14 protein-coding genes are annotated in these 15393 nt (G+C 65.5%); 8 read left to right on the top strand and 6 right to left on the bottom strand.

What is annotated here, in order from left to right; all coding sequences use genetic code 11:
- Positions 1-12: 12 nt before the first annotated feature.
- The 4 genes from ACZK13_RS08480 to ykgO form a co-directional block, all read right to left on the bottom strand.
- A complete protein-coding gene (locus ACZK13_RS08480) occupies positions 13-900 on the bottom strand; it encodes a carbon-nitrogen hydrolase (RefSeq protein WP_005409280.1) in 888 nt (295 codons plus the stop codon).
- A 191-nt stretch (positions 901-1091) separates the two neighbouring features.
- Positions 1092-2129: an agmatine deiminase family protein gene (locus ACZK13_RS08485; protein WP_032130076.1), complete on the bottom strand. Its 1038-nt coding sequence runs from the start codon at positions 2127-2129 to the stop codon at positions 1092-1094.
- 39 nt (positions 2130-2168) lie between these two features.
- Complete coding sequence (locus ACZK13_RS08490; RefSeq protein WP_423175526.1) at positions 2169-2468, bottom strand: hypothetical protein; 300 nt, start codon at positions 2466-2468, stop codon at positions 2169-2171.
- Between the two features lie 176 nt (positions 2469-2644).
- Positions 2645-2770: a type B 50S ribosomal protein L36 gene (gene ykgO, locus ACZK13_RS08495; RefSeq protein WP_005409283.1), complete on the bottom strand. Its 126-nt coding sequence runs from the start codon at positions 2768-2770 to the stop codon at positions 2645-2647.
- A 197-nt stretch (positions 2771-2967) separates the two neighbouring features.
- On the opposite strand from ykgO, the gene cmk reads away from it, so the two are divergent.
- From cmk to galU, 8 genes are all read left to right on the top strand, one after another.
- Positions 2968-3645, top strand: a complete 678-nt coding sequence (gene cmk, locus ACZK13_RS08500) for a (d)CMP kinase (RefSeq protein WP_032130077.1) — start codon at positions 2968-2970, stop codon at positions 3643-3645.
- Between the two features lie 198 nt (positions 3646-3843).
- On the top strand, positions 3844-5529 hold the full coding sequence (gene rpsA / locus ACZK13_RS08505) for a 30S ribosomal protein S1 (RefSeq protein ID WP_005416230.1): 1686 nt from the start codon (positions 3844-3846) through the stop codon (positions 5527-5529).
- 87 nt (positions 5530-5616) lie between these two features.
- The gene (locus ACZK13_RS08510; RefSeq protein ID WP_005409286.1) at positions 5617-5922 is read left to right on the top strand and encodes an integration host factor subunit beta; all 306 of its coding nucleotides are present in this window, start codon (positions 5617-5619) and stop codon (positions 5920-5922) included.
- A gap of 77 nt (positions 5923-5999) precedes the next feature.
- Entirely contained in the window at positions 6000-6284 is a 285-nt protein-coding gene (locus tag ACZK13_RS08515; protein WP_010484569.1) for a LapA family protein, read from the top strand.
- A gap of 6 nt (positions 6285-6290) precedes the next feature.
- Entirely contained in the window at positions 6291-7469 is a 1179-nt protein-coding gene (lapB, locus tag ACZK13_RS08520) for a lipopolysaccharide assembly protein LapB (protein WP_005416232.1), read from the top strand.
- 3 nt (positions 7470-7472) lie between these two features.
- Positions 7473-8462 carry an MraY family glycosyltransferase gene (locus tag ACZK13_RS08525; protein ID WP_049399455.1) on the top strand — a complete coding sequence of 330 codons (990 nt, stop codon included), beginning with the start codon at positions 7473-7475 and terminating at the stop codon, positions 8460-8462.
- 3 nt (positions 8463-8465) lie between these two features.
- On the top strand, positions 8466-10379 hold the full coding sequence (locus ACZK13_RS08530; RefSeq protein ID WP_032130079.1) for a polysaccharide biosynthesis protein: 1914 nt from the start codon (positions 8466-8468) through the stop codon (positions 10377-10379).
- Positions 10376-11254 (top strand): UTP--glucose-1-phosphate uridylyltransferase GalU, encoded by an 879-nt coding sequence (gene galU, locus ACZK13_RS08535; protein WP_019336276.1) that lies wholly within the window; start codon positions 10376-10378, stop codon positions 11252-11254. The genes ACZK13_RS08530 and galU overlap by 4 nt, the downstream gene beginning before the upstream one ends.
- Before the next feature lie 423 nt (positions 11255-11677).
- Here galU and ACZK13_RS08540 read toward each other — a convergent pair whose 3' ends face one another.
- A complete protein-coding gene (locus ACZK13_RS08540) occupies positions 11678-12886 on the bottom strand; it encodes an acetyl-CoA C-acyltransferase (protein WP_478451368.1) in 1209 nt (402 codons plus the stop codon).
- Between the two features lie 105 nt (positions 12887-12991).
- Entirely contained in the window at positions 12992-15364 is a 2373-nt protein-coding gene (locus tag ACZK13_RS08545) for a 3-hydroxyacyl-CoA dehydrogenase/enoyl-CoA hydratase family protein (RefSeq protein ID WP_180836855.1), read from the bottom strand.
- Positions 15365-15393 lie beyond the last annotated feature (29 nt).

Below are 15393 nucleotides of genomic sequence, written 5' to 3' on the forward strand. Positions count from 1 at the left end.
GCGGGCTCCGGCTCAGTCGATGTAGCGCTTGAGCAGGTCACCGTACGCGTCGATGCGGCGATCGCGCAGGAACGGCCAGATGCGGCGCACGTGCTCGCTGCGCTGCAGGTCGACATCGCACAGCAGCACGGTGGCGTCAGTGCCGGCTTCGGCCAGGAATTCGCCCTGCGGGCCGAGCACGTGGCTGTTGCCCCAGAACTGGATGCCCGACGCGCCCAGTGGCGATGCCTCGTGGCCGACGCGGTTGCAGCTCAGCACCGGCAGGCCGTTGGCCACGGCGTGGCCGCGGTGACTCAGCACCCAGGCGTCGCGCTGGCGGGTCTTCTCGTCCTGCACGTCGTCCGGGTCCCAGCCGATCGCGGTAGGGTACAGCAGCAGCTCGGCGCCGGCCAGCGCCATCAGGCGTGCCGCTTCCGGGTACCACTGGTCCCAGCACACCAGCACGCCGAGGCGACCCACCGAGGTATCGATCGGCTTGAAACCGATGTCGCCCGGGGTGAAGTAGAACTTCTCGTAGAAGCCCGGATCGTCCGGGATATGCATCTTGCGGTACTTGCCGAGCAGCGTACCGTCCTTCTCGAACACCACGGCGGTGTTGTGGTACAGGCCGGCAGCACGGCGCTCGAACAGCGAGCCGACCAGCACCACGCCATGCTTCTTCGCCAGCGCGCCCAGGCGCTCGGTGCTCGGGCCCGGAATCGGCTCGGCCAGGTCGAACTCGTCCACCGATTCGTGCTGGCAGAAGTACGGGCCGTTGTGCAGTTCCTGCAGCAGCACCAGCTTGGCACCCTGCGCAGCCGCCTCGGCCACGCGTGCTTCGATCACCGCCAGGTTGGCGGCGGCATCACCGTGGTTGCGCTCCTGGATCAGGGCGACGGTAAGGGGGCTGCGCGAGTTCATGCGGGGCGTTCCTGCGGGGGAAAACCTGCATGTTAGCGCGGATGGGCGGCGACGGCGTGTCGCGCGCTGAATGGGCCGCCCTTTGTAGAGTCGAGCCATGCTCGACTGCTCTCCGGTCAGTCGCGCGGAAAGGCAGTCGAGCATGGCTCGACTCTACAAGGAGAGCGCCGGGCGGGGCCCGGCGTCATCTGTCAGGCCTTCAACAACCCGGCCGGCAGCTGCATGGTGATGCAGTGCAGGCTGCCGTTCTGCCAGATCAGCGAGCGGCAGGGCACCTGCACGATCTCGCGGCCCGGGTGCGCCTGCGCCAGTACATCGCGGGCCAGGTCATCGGCCGGATCGCCATAGGCCGGCATCAGCACCGCGCCGTTGACGATCAGGTAGTTGGCGTACGAGGCAGCCAGGCGACGGCCTTCGTCGATCACCGGCTGTGCCCACGGCAGCGGGAACAGGCGGTACGGCTGGCCATCCTTGGTACGCAGCGCGGCCAGCTCATTGCCCATCGCCTGCAGTTCGGCGTAGTGCGAGTCGCTCTCGTCGTCGCAGGCCTGGTAGACGATGCTGTCAGCCGAGGCGAAGCGGGCGAGGGTATCGATGTGCGCGTCGGTGTCGTCGCCTTCCAGGTAGCCGTGGTCCAGCCACAGCACGCGGTCCTGCTGCAGCCAGTCGGCCAGGTCGGCGCTCAGGCTGGCGCGGTCGCGGTCCGGGTGGCGCTCGTGCAGGCACTTCCAGGTGGTCAGCAGGGTGCCTTCGCCATCGGTTTCGATGCCGCCGCCTTCCAGCGCGAACGGAATGCTGCGCACCGGTGCGTCGTTGAACACGCCGGCCTGGTCGAGCACGCCCACCAGCTGGTCATCCAGGGTGGCGTCGAACTTGCCGCCCCAGCCGGTGAAGCGGAAATCCAGCAGCTGGAAGCCGCCGTCGGCACGGCGCAGGGTGATCGGGCCGGAGTCGCGCAGCCAGGTATCGTCGTAGGCCGCCGTGGTGAAGTGGACCTTGTCCATGTCGATGCGGTTGGAGCGCAGCCGCATCTCGGCATAGGTCTCCACATCGTCGTCGGCCACGCAGATCAGCACCGGCTGGAAGCGGGTGATGGCCGCGACCAAGGCGATGTAGGTCTCTTCCACCTGGCCCAGGCGGTCGGCCCAGTCGGTGTCGGCGGTGGGCCAGGCAATCAGGACGCCGCTCTGGGCTTCCCACTCGGCAGGAAAACGAAGGGTCTGGTTCATGGTCTCGCTACACAGGCCCGCCCAGGGCGGGTAAAGGGATCAACGGATCGGCGGTTTCGGGCCGATTTCGTTCGGGTCCGCCTGGTTGGCCACCACGTCGATCACCTTCTGCTTCTCGAAGTAGACGGTGAACTGCGGGTACACCCAGCGGTTGATGGTCGGCCATTGCCGCTTCTGCCCGCCACGCGGCTGCAGCTGCTCGCTCGGCGCGCCGAACTGCGCCTGTACCTGCTGCATGCTCTGGCCGCGCACGGGCAGGGCACCGGCCGGCTTCTCGCGGGCACGGTCGACAAGCAGGGTATCGGCCAGCGCCGGCGTGGCGGTGGCCAGGGTGGCCATCACGGCCAGGGCGGACAGGTAACGCTTCATCTCGATCTACTCCCCAGTGGTCAAGAAAGGCGATTACAGCAAAAACGGCAGGAAAAAGCCGCATAAACAAAAAACCGCCCGAAGGCGGCTTTTTGCATCGGGTCGGCCCCGCGTAGGGCCAGCCGCAGCCGCGAAGGCTGTTGGGCTTAGCGCTGACGCGCCTTGAAACGCGGGTTCGACTTGCAGATGACGAAGATCTTGCCACGACGACGCACGACCTTGCAGTCACGGTGACGGGCCTTCGCCGACTTCAGGGAGGACAGGACTTTCATGGCATACCTCGGCGTAAACAGTAGTTGTTCGGGTGGAGCGTGGCCGCGATATGCGAAAGACAATCGGCAGTTGACGCTCGTTCAAGCCCGCCATTCTACCGGGCTTTTCCTCGTGGTTTCAAGTGGTTGCACAAAAGATCCCATTGGGGGCGTCTGACAGGGGCTAGAATGACCCCTTCACACGCTCTGGGAACCCCATGAATCCGCTCGCTCCCGTCCTGACCATCGACGGCCCTTCAGGGGCTGGCAAGGGTACCATCAGCCGCATCATCGCGCGCCGCATGGGCTGGCATTACCTGGATTCGGGCGCGCTGTACCGGGCGGTGGGCGTGGCCGCGAGCTGGGCCGACATCGATACCTCCGATGCCTCGGCGCTGGTCCGCTGCACCTTTGATACCCACGTTCAGTTTGTCGAGCAGGGTGAAGCCATGCGGGTCATGGTGAACGGGACCGATGCCACCGACGAGCTGCGCCTGGAGACCACCGGCGCGCTGGCCTCGGCCATCGCCGCCATTCCCGAGGTCCGGGCTGCCCTGAAGGAGCGCCAGCGCGCATTCAGGGAGCTGCCCGGCCTGGTCGCCGATGGCCGCGACATGGGCACGGTGATCTTCCCGGACGCCTCCTACAAGGTCTTCCTGACCGCCAGTGCCGAGGAGCGCGCCGAGCGCCGGCATAAGCAGTTGAAAGACAAGGGGGTTTCTGTTAACTTTGATGACCTCCTGCGCGAGATCATGGCCCGCGACGCCCGTGATGCTCAGCGTACCGTGGCGCCCCTGAAGCCGGCAGACGATGCTGTCCTCATCGACACCACAGGCATCGGCATCGCAGATGTCGTTGCCAGAGTGATGGATCTGCTTCCGGTTCCGGCTGCCTGATCCGTTCGCGCGGGAGCACTGCCAGCAGCATCGGTGGTGGTCGCGCATAGCAGTGCTGTACCAGCTCCGTCGCGCAATGATGCGTGGCGGTTTTCCTACTACACACGACCTGCGTTTCCGGGGTCGACCAACAGGCGGGCGGTCGCCATTCCCCTGAAGGGGACGCCACCGACCCATGTGTCCAACAGAGTAAATCTAATGACCGAATCATTTGCCGAACTGTTTGAAGCCAGCCAGGCCAATCTGGCCAAGCTGAAGCCGGGCGCCATCGTCAGCGGTACCGTTGTTGAAGTCCGCGGCGACGTCGTGGTGATCAACGCTGGCCTGAAGTCCGAAGGCATCGTGCCGATCGAACAGTTCCGTAACGACGCTGGCGAAATCGACGTCGCCGAAGGCGACATCGTCAAGGTCGCCCTCGACTCGATCGAGAACGGCTTCGGCGAAACCGTCCTGTCGCGCGAGAAGGCCAAGCGCGCGATGGTGTGGGACGAGCTGGAAGAAGCGTTGGAAAAGAACGAAACCATCACCGGCCGCATCAGCGGCAAGGTCAAGGGTGGTTTCACCGTGGACATCAAGGATGTCCGCGCCTTCCTGCCGGGTTCCCTGGTCGATGTGCGCCCGGTGCGCGATCCGGCCTACCTGGAAGGCAAGGAACTCGAGTTCAAGCTCATCAAGCTGGACCGCAAGCGTAACAACGTCGTGGTCTCGCGCCGCGCTGTCGTCGAAAGCGAGCACTCGGAAGAGCGCGAGCAGCTGATGGACAAGCTGCAGGAAGGCGCGATCCTGAAGGGTGTCGTCAAGAACCTGACCGATTACGGCGCGTTCGTGGACCTGGGCGGTATCGACGGCCTGCTGCACATCACCGACATGGCGTGGAAGCGCGTGCGTCACCCGTCGGAAGTCGTGAACGTCGGCGACGAGCTGGACGTCCGCGTGCTGAAGTTCGACCGCGAGCGCAACCGCGTTTCGCTGGGCCTGAAGCAGCTGGGCGAGGATCCGTGGGACAACATCGGCCGTCGTTACCCGGCCAACAGCCGCGTCTTCGGCAAGGTCTCCAACGTCACCGATTACGGTGCGTTCGTTGAGATCGAGCCGGGCGTCGAAGGCCTGGTGCACGTCTCCGAGATGGATTGGACCAACAAGAACGTCAACCCGTCCAAGGTTGTCCAGGTTGGTGATGAAGTCGAAGTGATGGTGCTGGACGTCGATGAAGAGCGTCGCCGTATCTCGCTGGGCATGAAGCAGGTTGCCGCCAATCCGTGGGAGACCTTCGCTGCCACCCACAAGAAGGGTGACAAGGTGTCGGGCCAGATCAAGTCGATCACCGACTTCGGCATCTTCATCGGCCTGGACGGCGGCATCGACGGCCTGGTTCACCTGTCCGACATCAGCTGGAACACCACCGGCGAAGACGTCGTTCGCAACTTCAAGAAGGGCGATACCCTGGACGCCGTCGTCCTGGCTGTCGATCCGGAGCGCGAGCGCATCTCCCTGGGCGTGAAGCAGCTGGAGCAGGATCCGTTCGGCCAGTACATGGCTGCCAATCCGAAGGGCTCCAAGGTCGAAGGCGTGGTGAAGGAAGTCGACGCCAAGGGCGCGATCATCGAGCTGGCTGACGGCATCGAAGGTTACGTCTCGGCACGCGACATCGCCAACGAGCGCGTTGACGACGCCACCCAGCACCTGAAGGTCGGCGACAAGGTCGAAGCCAAGTTCGTGGGCATGGACCGCAAGGGCCGTACCCTGCAGCTGTCGATCAAGGCCAAGGACGACGCTGAAATGCGCGAAGTGCTGGAGGAATACCAGTCCTCTTCGGCTTCCAGCGGCACCACCCAGCTGGGCGCGCTGCTGCGTGCACAGCTGAACGGCAACAAGTCCGAGTAATCGGCCTTACGCTGTTCGTTGTTTCCTGGACGGCCCGGGCATTGCCCGGGCCGTTTCAGGCTGAGATACCCCTGATGTGAGCCGGTAATGACCAAATCCGAACTGATCGAAATCCTTGCGCGCCGCCAGGCGCACCTGAAGGCCGATGATGTCGATCTGGCGGTGAAGTCGTTGCTGGAAATGATGGGCGGATCGCTGTCCGCCGGGGATCGCATCGAAATCCGTGGTTTTGGCAGCTTCTCGCTGCACTATCGTCCGCCGCGCCTGGGTCGCAACCCGAAAACCGGCGAATCGGTTGCCCTGCCGGGCAAGCACGTCCCTCATTTCAAGCCGGGCAAGGAACTGCGTGAGCGGGTCAGCAGTGTGCTGCCGCTGGACGCCGATCCGGCCTGAGCCTTCCGTCGCGCCACCGCGTGCGAATCCAGCCGCGAGTCGGATAAGCTACGGACTCCTGCCACTGGAGCTGTCGCATGAAGGTTTTTCGTCTGCTGGTCCTGCTGGCGGTTCTGATCCTTGGGTTGATCATCGGTGCGGTCAACATGACCGCGATGTCGATCAACCTGCTGTTTACCCAACTGCATACCTCGGTAGGCGTGGCCCTGATCGCCGCGCTGCTGGTGGGTGTCATCGTCGGTGCCGGCCTGGTGCTGGTGAGCGTGGTCATTCCGCTCTACAGCCAGTTGCGCCGCGCCAACAAGTCCGCTGTCGCCACGCCGGCACCGGTTGCTTCCCCCCAATCTTTTGATGGACGCTGATCGAAGATGGATTTCGTCACCGAGTGGTTCTGGTTCTTCCTGTTCGTTCCGCTGGCCGCACTGGCCGGGTGGGTGATCGGACGGCGTGGTGGTCAACGCCACGGTGACAGCCAGGTCAGCCGCCTGTCCAGCACCTACTTCCGCGGCCTGAACTACCTGCTCAACGAGCAGCCGGACAAGGCCATCGAGCTGTTCCTGCACATCGCCGAGCTGGACAAGGAAACCTTCGAGACCCAGGTCGCGCTGGGCCACCTGTTCCGCCGCCGCGGCGAAGTCGACCGCGCCATCCGCCTGCACCAGGGCCTGGTCAACCGCCACGACCTCAGCGATGCGCAACGCGTGCAGGCGCTGCTGGCACTGGGCGAGGACTACATGAAGTCCGGCCTGCTGGACCGCGCCGAGACCGTGTTCACCGAACTGGCCCAGCTGGATCAGCGTGCTCCGCAGGCACTCAAGCACCTGATCGGCATTTACCAGGCCGAGCGCGACTGGGAAAAGGCGATCGACAACGCGACCCGTTTCGAGGACGTCACCGGCGAGCCGATGGGCAAGCTGATCGGGCAGTTCGAGTGCGAACTGGCCGAACGCTTCCGCGGTGCTGGCAAGCTGGAAGAGGCGAGGGCAGCGATTGCCCGGGCCTACCAGGCCGATGCGATGTCGGTACGTGCCGGCATCATTGAAGGACGCCTGGAAACCGATGCCGGCAATCCGGAAGCGGCCGTACGCGCCTTCGAGCGTGCCGCGCGCAACGATCCGGAGTACCTGCCGGAGCTGCTGCCGGCGCTGATGCAGAACTACCGCAAGGTCGGCGATCTGGCAGGCGCACGCGCGTTCCTGTCGGAGATGACCGAGCACTACCGCGGCATCGCCCCGGTGCTGGCGCTGACCCGCCTGATGGAAGAGCAGGAGGGCGTGGCGCCGGCTCGTGCCTACCTGGGCCGCCAGCTCAAGGATCGCCCGTCGGTGCGTGGCGAGTCCGCGCTGATCGACCTGACCCTGGCTGAAGGCGCCGATTCCACGGCGACCCTGCACGACCTGAAGCACATCACCGACCAGTTGCTGGTGCGCAATCCGGCCTATCGCTGCACCCGTTGTGGTTTCGGTGCGCGCACCCACCACTGGCAGTGCCCGAGCTGCAAGGAGTGGGGTACGGTCAAGCCGCTGCTGAACTACGCGGTGCTCTGATCCATGCCGTGGCTCGTGATGGGCGCGCTGCTGGGCCTGGCCCTGCTGAGTGCGGCACTGACCTGGGCGGCGCGGGGTTACGCGCTGCGCCGGCAACTGTTTGACCAGCCGGGCGAGCGCCGCAGCCATAGCGTGGCGACCCCCCGCGGCGGCGGCATCGCCATTGTCATCAGCCTGCTGGTGACCGCCGGTGTTGCCATGTGGGCCTGGCCCGAAGCCCGTCCGAGCCTGCTGGTCGCCAGCCTTGGCCTGGCGCTGGTGGCGGGTATCGGCTGGTGGGACGACCACCGGCCGCTGCCGGCCATGCGCCGCCTGATGGTGCACTTCATCGCCGCCGCGCTGCTGGCCGCGCTGGTCAAGGTCCACGGTGGCAGCTGGCTGCTGGCCGTACTGGTCCTGCTGTTCACCGCCTCGCTGATTAACATCTGGAATTTCATGGATGGGATCAACGGCATCGCGGCCAGCCAGGCCATCGTGGTCGCGCTGGGGCTGGCGCCGCTGCTGCCCTGGCCGTACTCGCTGGCGGCGGTCGCGTTGGGCCTGGCCTGCCTGGGCTTCCTGCCGTTCAACTTCCCGCGGGCCCGGATCTTCATGGGCGATGTCGGGAGTGGCGCGCTGGGCTACGCGGTGGCGGCAGTGCTGGCACTGGCCAGCGTCAAGACCGACATCCACTGGATCCTGCTGCTGGTGTCGGCATCGCCGTTCCTTGTGGACGCAGGCTTCACACTGCTGGCGCGCATCATTTCGGGACAACGCTGGATGGAACCCCATACCCAGCATGTCTACCAGCGCGCGGTGCAGGCAGGAGCCAGTCACGCCCAGGTAACAGGGATGTACTTTGCTTTGGGCCTGTTCAGTATTACAGTGCTTAATGTCTGCTCCAATTTGCAGCCGAGGTGGGAGGCTGCCGTGGCGATCGCGTGGTTCATTGCGCTGAGCGTCCTCTGGCTCCTCCTGCGCAATGGATTGCGCCACCCAAAAGGAAATACCTGACTTATGGCTTCACCCTGGCGGGACAGAATCCTCGGCCTGATGCCGCGTTCGGCCATCGTCTGCCACGACCTGTTCATGGTCTGGGCATGCTGGCAGCTGCTCCACGCGGGGCGGTATTCGATCCTGGCCAACGCCCCCGAGCTCCCTCTCTGGAACGTCGACACCACGCTGGTGCTGCTGCTGCAGGGCATGGTGTTCTGGCGCGTGGGCCTCTATCGGGGCCTGTGGCGGTTCGCCAGCGTCAGCGACCTGCTGAACATCTTCAAGGCCAGCTTCATCGGCATGGTCGCCATCGTGCTGGTGCTGATGTGGAAGCGCTTCGACGGCGTGCCGATGTCGGTGCTGGTGATCTATCCGTTCGCGCTGTCGGCGCTGCTGGGCGCGCCGCGCCTGCTGTACCGGGCCTGGAAGGACTATCAGGCACTGCAGTCGGACTCGTCCGCGCGCCGCGTGCTGATCCTGGGTGCCGGCCAGGCCGCCGAGACCCTGGTCCGTGACCTGCGCCGTTCCGGTAATTTCGAGCCGGTCGGCCTGCTGGACGACGCGCCGCACCTGCGCGGCGCCAAGCTGCAGGGCCTGCCGATCCTCGGCACCCTGGACGATGCGCCGACAGTGGTCCGGGAGACGGCGGCCAAGCTGCTGGTGATCGCCATTCCGTCGCTGGACGCGGCGGGCATGCAGCGGATCGTCGCCATCTGTGAAAGCACCGGTGTGCCGTTCCGCACCGTGCCCAAGCTCAGCGACATCCTGCAGGGCCAGTCGCTGCCGGGGCAGCTGAAGGAAGTGGCGATCGAGGATCTGCTGGGCCGCAAGCCGATCATGCCGGACTGGAACCTGATCCGTGGCTGGCTGGGCGGGCGTACGGTGATGGTCACCGGTGCCGGCGGTTCGATCGGCTCCGAGCTTTGCCGCCAGTGCGCACGGCATGGTGCCGGCCGCATCATCCTGCTCGAGATCAGCGAACTGCTGCTGCTGACCATCGAAGGCGAGCTGCGGCGCAGCTTCCCCGATGTCGAGATCGAAGCGGTGCTGGGCGACTGCGGTGACCCGGCGGTGATCCGCCACGCCCTGTCGCTGCATCCGGTCGACACCGCCTTCCACGCGGCTGCCTACAAGCACGTGCCGGTGCTGGAGCGGCAGCTGCGCGAAGCGGTGCGCAACAACATCCTGGCCACCGAGAACGTGGCCCGCGCCTGCCTGGAAGCGCGCGTTGAGCATTTCGTGTTCATCTCCACCGACAAGGCGGTCGACCCGGTCAATGCACTGGGCGCCAGCAAGCGCTATGCGGAGATGATCTGCCAGAGCCTGGACCAGAAGTCCACGCATACCCGTTTTGTTACGGTGCGCTTCGGCAACGTGCTGGCCTCGGCCGGCAGCGTGGTGCCGCTGTTCCGCGAACAGATCCTGCGTGGCGGTCCGGTGACCGTCACCGACCCGGAAGTCAGTCGCTACTTCATGACCATCCCGGAGGCCTGCCAGCTGATCCTGCAGGCGGCCGCTTCGGCATCGCATGGTGCGATCTATACGCTCGACATGGGCGAGCCGGTGCCGATCCGCGTGCTGGCCGAGCAGATGATCCGCCTGGCCGGCAAGCAGCCGTACAAGGACATTCCGATCATCTACACCGGGCTGCGTCCGGGCGAGAAGCTGCACGAGACGCTGTTCTATTCGGACGAGGACTACCGTTCCACCGCGCACCCGAAGATTCTCGAGGCCGGTGTACGTACGTTCTCGCGTGACCTGGTGCTGGGCAATGTCCCGCGCCTGCGCGATGCCGTGGCTGGTTACGACACGACCAGCATCCAGGAGATCCTGTTCGCGACGATGCCGGAGTTCTCTCCCATCGAACAGGATGCTTACATTTCATCCGCTAAAGTCGTGCCCTTTCCGGCACGTGAGGCCAACAGGCACCAATGAGCAAGCGAATTCGCAAGGCAGTTTTTCCAGTGGCAGGGCTCGGGACGCGCTTTTTGCCGGCAACCAAGACGGTTCCGAAGGAAATGTTGCCGATCATTGATCGTCCGCTGATCCAGTACGCGGTCGATGAAGCGATTGAAGCCGGTTGCGACACGCTGGTGTTCATCACCAACCGCTACAAGCATGCCGTGGCCGACTACTTCGACAAGGCCTACGAACTGGAGCAGAAGCTCGAGCGCGCCGGCAAGCAGGAGCAGCTGGAGATGATCCGCCATGTGCTGCCCAATGGCGTGCGCGCGATCTTCGTGACCCAGGCCGAAGCACTGGGCCTGGGCCATGCGGTGCTGTGCGCCAAGGCCGTGATCGGTGACGAGCCGTTCGCGGTGCTGCTGCCGGACGACCTGATCTGGAACCGCGGCGACGGCGCACTGAAGCAGATGGCAGACCTCAACGAGGCCAGTGGTGCCAGCGTGATCGCCGTTGAAGACGTGCCGCACGACAAGACTGCCAGCTACGGCATCGTTGCCACTGACGCGTTCGACGGCCGCAAGGGTCGCATTTCGCAGATCGTGGAGAAGCCGAAGCCGGAGGACGCACCGAGCGACCTGGCCGTGGTCGGTCGCTACGTGCTGAGCCCGAAGATCTTCGAGCTGCTGGAGCAGACCGGCAGTGGTGCTGGTGGCGAGATCCAGCTGACCGATGCGATCGCGCAGCTGCTGAAGACCGAAGAGGTCGATGCCTACCGCTTCGAGGGCACCCGCTTCGACTGCGGCACGCACCTGGGGCTGGTGGAGGCGACGATCCGCTTCGCGCTGGACAACCCGAAGCTGGCAGGGCCGGCGCGGGAGAAACTGACGGCGATGTTGGCGGAGTAAGGGTTCTATCAAGCGCTCCGTGCTGCGCCTTGATTGATACGTGATGGGCGGGACGGGTGGGCCTTTGCAGGACACGCCGTAAACCCGTCCATGGGGGCTCGGTCGCCGCATCCATGCGGCGAACGGTCCTGCAAAGGCCCACCCGCCCCGCCTGTCATGTTTCCTGCGGGCGCGGACGGGAAGGGCGGAATCAAAGGCAAAAACAGAAACGAAAAAGGCAGCCAATGGCTGCCTTTTTCGTTTCCGCGAGCATCCACGCATGGCGTGGCTCTACTGCCCTTGCCTTTGCTCACTCCTCCGCCGGGGGAGGCTGGAAGGGCCGGGTCGGCAGGGCCGGACCCCGGAGGGGGTTCACGGCGTGTCCCGGGCAGCCCTGCCGACCCGGCCCACGCCATGAAGCCCAACGAGGCAACGCTTTGAACCTTACAGCGCCTCGAAAATACCCGCTGCGCCCATGCCGGTGCCGATGCACATCGTCACCATGCCGTACTTCTGCTGGCGACGGCGCAGGCCGTGCAGCAGGGTTGCGGTGCGGATCGCGCCGGTCGCGCCCAGCGGGTGGCCCAGGGCAATCGCGCCACCCAGCGGGTTGACCTTGTTCGGGTCCAGGCCGCAATCGCGGATCACCGCCAGCGACTGCGCGGCGAACGCTTCGTTCAGCTCAATCCAGTCCAGCTGGTCCTGGGTCAGGCCGGCCTGCTTCAGTGCCTTCGGGATCGCGGCAATCGGGCCGATGCCCATCACTTCCGGGCGCACGCCGGCCACCGAGAAGCTGACGAAACGGGCCAGCGGGGTCAGGCCGTAATCCTTGATCGCCTGTTCCGAGGCCAGCAGCACGGCACCGGCGCCGTCGCTCATCTGCGACGAGTTGCCAGCAGTGACGGTGCCGCCGAACTGGCCGTTGCGGAACACCGGGCGCAGCTTGGCCAGGCCTTCGGCCGAGGAATCCGGGCGCGGGCCTTCGTCGGTGTCGGCGATCTTGTTGCGGGTGATGATGCGCTGGCCATCGGCCAGGTCCGGCAGGTGCGAGACGATCTCGTACGGGCTGATCTCGTCCTTGAAGTCGCCGTTCTGGATCGCGGCCATGGCCTTCTGGTGCGAGGCCAGGGCGAAGGCGTCCTGGTCTTCGCGCGAGACCTTCCACTCTTCGGCGACCTTCTCGGCGGTGATGCCCATGCCGTAGGCGATGGCGACGTGGTCGTTGTCGAACACGCTCGGCGCCATGGCGATCTTGTTGCCCATCATCGGCACCATCGACATCGATTCGGTGCCACCGGCCAGCATCAGGTCGGCATTGCCCAGGCGGATTGCGTCGGCGGCCTGCGCCACGGCCTGCAGGCCGGAGGAGCAGAAGCGGTTCACGGTCTGCGCCGCGATGGTGTTCGGCAGGCCGGCCAGCAGCACGCCGATGCGCGCCACGTTCATGCCCTGCTCGGCTTCCGGCATGGCGCAGCCGATGATCGCGTCATCGATGCGGTTGACGTCCACGCCCGGGGCCTGGGCGACGACGCTGCGCAGCACGTGCGCAAGCATGTCGTCGGGGCGGGTGTTGCGGAACATGCCCTTGGGCGCCTTGCCAACCGGGGTACGGGTGGCGGCGACGATGTAGGCGTCCTGGATTTGCTTGGTCATTGCAGTGATCTCTCGAATAGGTTTTGTAGAGTCGAGCCATGCTCGACTGCCACAGCAGGGAGTGCCGACCAACGGTCGGCACCCACCGAAAGCAGGGAGGGGCGATCAATTACGCAGCGGCTTGCCGGTCTTCAGCATGTGCGCGATGCGGGCCTGGGTCTTTTCCTGCTGGGCCAGTTCGACGAAGTGCTTGCGCTCCAGGGTCAGCAGCCACTCTTCGTCCACCAGGGTGCCGCGGTCGACCTTGCCACCGCACAGCACGGTGGCAATGCGCTCGGCGATCTCGTAGTCGTACGGGCTGATGAAACGGCCTTCCAGCATGTTGACCAGCATCATCTTGAAGGTGGCGATACCCACGTCGCCGGCCACCTGGATGCGGCGTGCCGGCAGCGGCGGACGGTAGCCCGCTTCGGCCAGGGCGCGCGCTTCGGCCTTGGCGATGTGCAGGGCCTCGTAGCTGTTGAACACCACCTTGTCGGTGCTGCGCAGCAGGCCCAGTTCCTTGGCGTTGACCGCCGAGTTGGAGACCTTGGCCATCGCCACGGTTTCGAAGGTCTTCTTCAGTTCGGCGAACACGTCACCGCCCGGGCCAGCGGCCTGCGAGGCGCGCACGGCCAGTTCCTTGAGGCCACCACCGGCCGGCAGCAGGCCGACGCCGGCCTCGACCAGGCCGATGTAGCTTTCCAGGAAGGCCACGGTCTTGGCGCTGTGCATCTGGAACTCGCAGCCACCACCCAGCGCCAGGCCACGCACGGCAGCCACCACCGGCACCAGCGAGTACTTGATGCGCTGGCTGGTGCGCTGGAAGTTGGCGACCATCTCTTCGAACTGGTCGACCTTGCCGGCCTGCAGCAGGCCGAGCGCACCGGCCAGGTCGGCACCGGCGGAGAAGGGTTCCTTCTGCTGCCAGATCACCAGACCCTGGAAGTTCTTTTCGGCAAGTGACACGCATTCCTGCAGGCCGTCGAGCACGTGGTCGGACACGGTGTTCATCTTGGTCTTGAAGCTGACCACGGCGATGCCATCACCGTCGTGCCACATGCGTAGGCCGTCGTTCTCGAACACGGTCTCGCCCGGCGCGAACTTCTCGCCCAGCAGCGGATCCGGGAAGCGCTGGCGCTGATACACCGGCAGCGACGAGCGCGGCAGCTTGGCGTTGCGCGACGGGCTGTAGCTGCCTTCGGCGGCGTGCACGCCGTCGCGGCCATCGAACACCCAGTCCGGCAGCGGGGCGTTGCTCATGCTCTTGCCGGCGACGATGTCATCGGCAATCCACTGCGCCACCTGCTTCCAGCCGGCGGCCTGCCAGGTTTCGAACGGGCCCAGCGACCAGCCGTAGCCCCAGCGGATGGCCAGGTCGACGTCGCGCGCGGTTTCGGCGATGTCGGCCAGATGGTAGGCGCTGTAGTGGAACAGGTCGCGGAAGGTCGCCCACAGGAACTGCGCCTGCGGGTGCTGGCTTTCGCGCAGCTTGGCGAATTTCTCGGCCGGGTTCTTGATCTTCAGGATCTCGACCACTTCCGGTGCGGCGGCGCGGTCGGCCGGACGGTAGTCCTGCTTCTCCAGGTCCAGCACCACAATGTCCTTGCCGACCTTGCGGAAGATGCCGGCGCCGGTCTTCTGGCCCAGCGCGCCCTTGGCGATCAGCGCGTCCAGCCACTTCGGCGACTTGAAGAATTCATGCCACGGGTCGTTGGGCAGGGTGTCGCCCATGGTCTTGATGACGTGGGCCATGGTGTCCAGGCCGACCACGTCGGAGGTGCGGTAGGTGGCCGACTTCGGGCGGCCGACCAGCGGGCCGGTCAGGCCGTCCACTTCATCGAAGCCCAGGCCGAACTGCTGGGTGTGGTGGATGGTGGACAGGATCGAGAACACGCCGATGCGGTTGCCGATGAAGTTCGGGGTGTCCTTGGCGTACACCACGCCCTTGCCCAAAGTGGTGACCAGGAATTCTTCCAGGCCTTCCAGCACGGCGGCGTCGGTGGTGGTGGCCGGGATCAGCTCGGCCAGGTGCATGTAGCGCGGCGGGTTGAAGAAGTGCACGCCGCAGAAGCGGTGGCGCAGCTGCTCGGGCAGCACGTCGGCCAGCTTGTTGATGCCCAGGCCCGAGGTGTTGGAGGCCAGCACCGCGTGGTCGGCCACGAACGGCGCGATCTTCTTGTACAGGTCCTGCTTCCAGTCCATGCGCTCGGCGATGGCCTCGATGATCAGGTCGCAGTCCTTCAGCTGCTCCAGGCCGGACTCGTAGTTGGCCGGGGTGATGGCTTCGGCCAGCGACTTGCTGGCCAGCGGCGCCGGGCTCAGCTTGCCCAGGTTGGCGATCGCCTTCAGCACGATGCCGTCAGCCGGACCCTCCTTGGCGGGCAGGTCGAACAGCACGGTGTCGACGCCAGCGTTGGTGAGGTGGGCGGCGATCTGGGCACCCATGACGCCGGCACCCAGCACGGCGGCGCGGCGGACTAGCAGGGAATTGGACATGGTGTAGGGCCTTTGTTGGTCAGCAGTTA

Source organism: Stenotrophomonas sp. 99219_Sma (assembly GCF_056480785.1).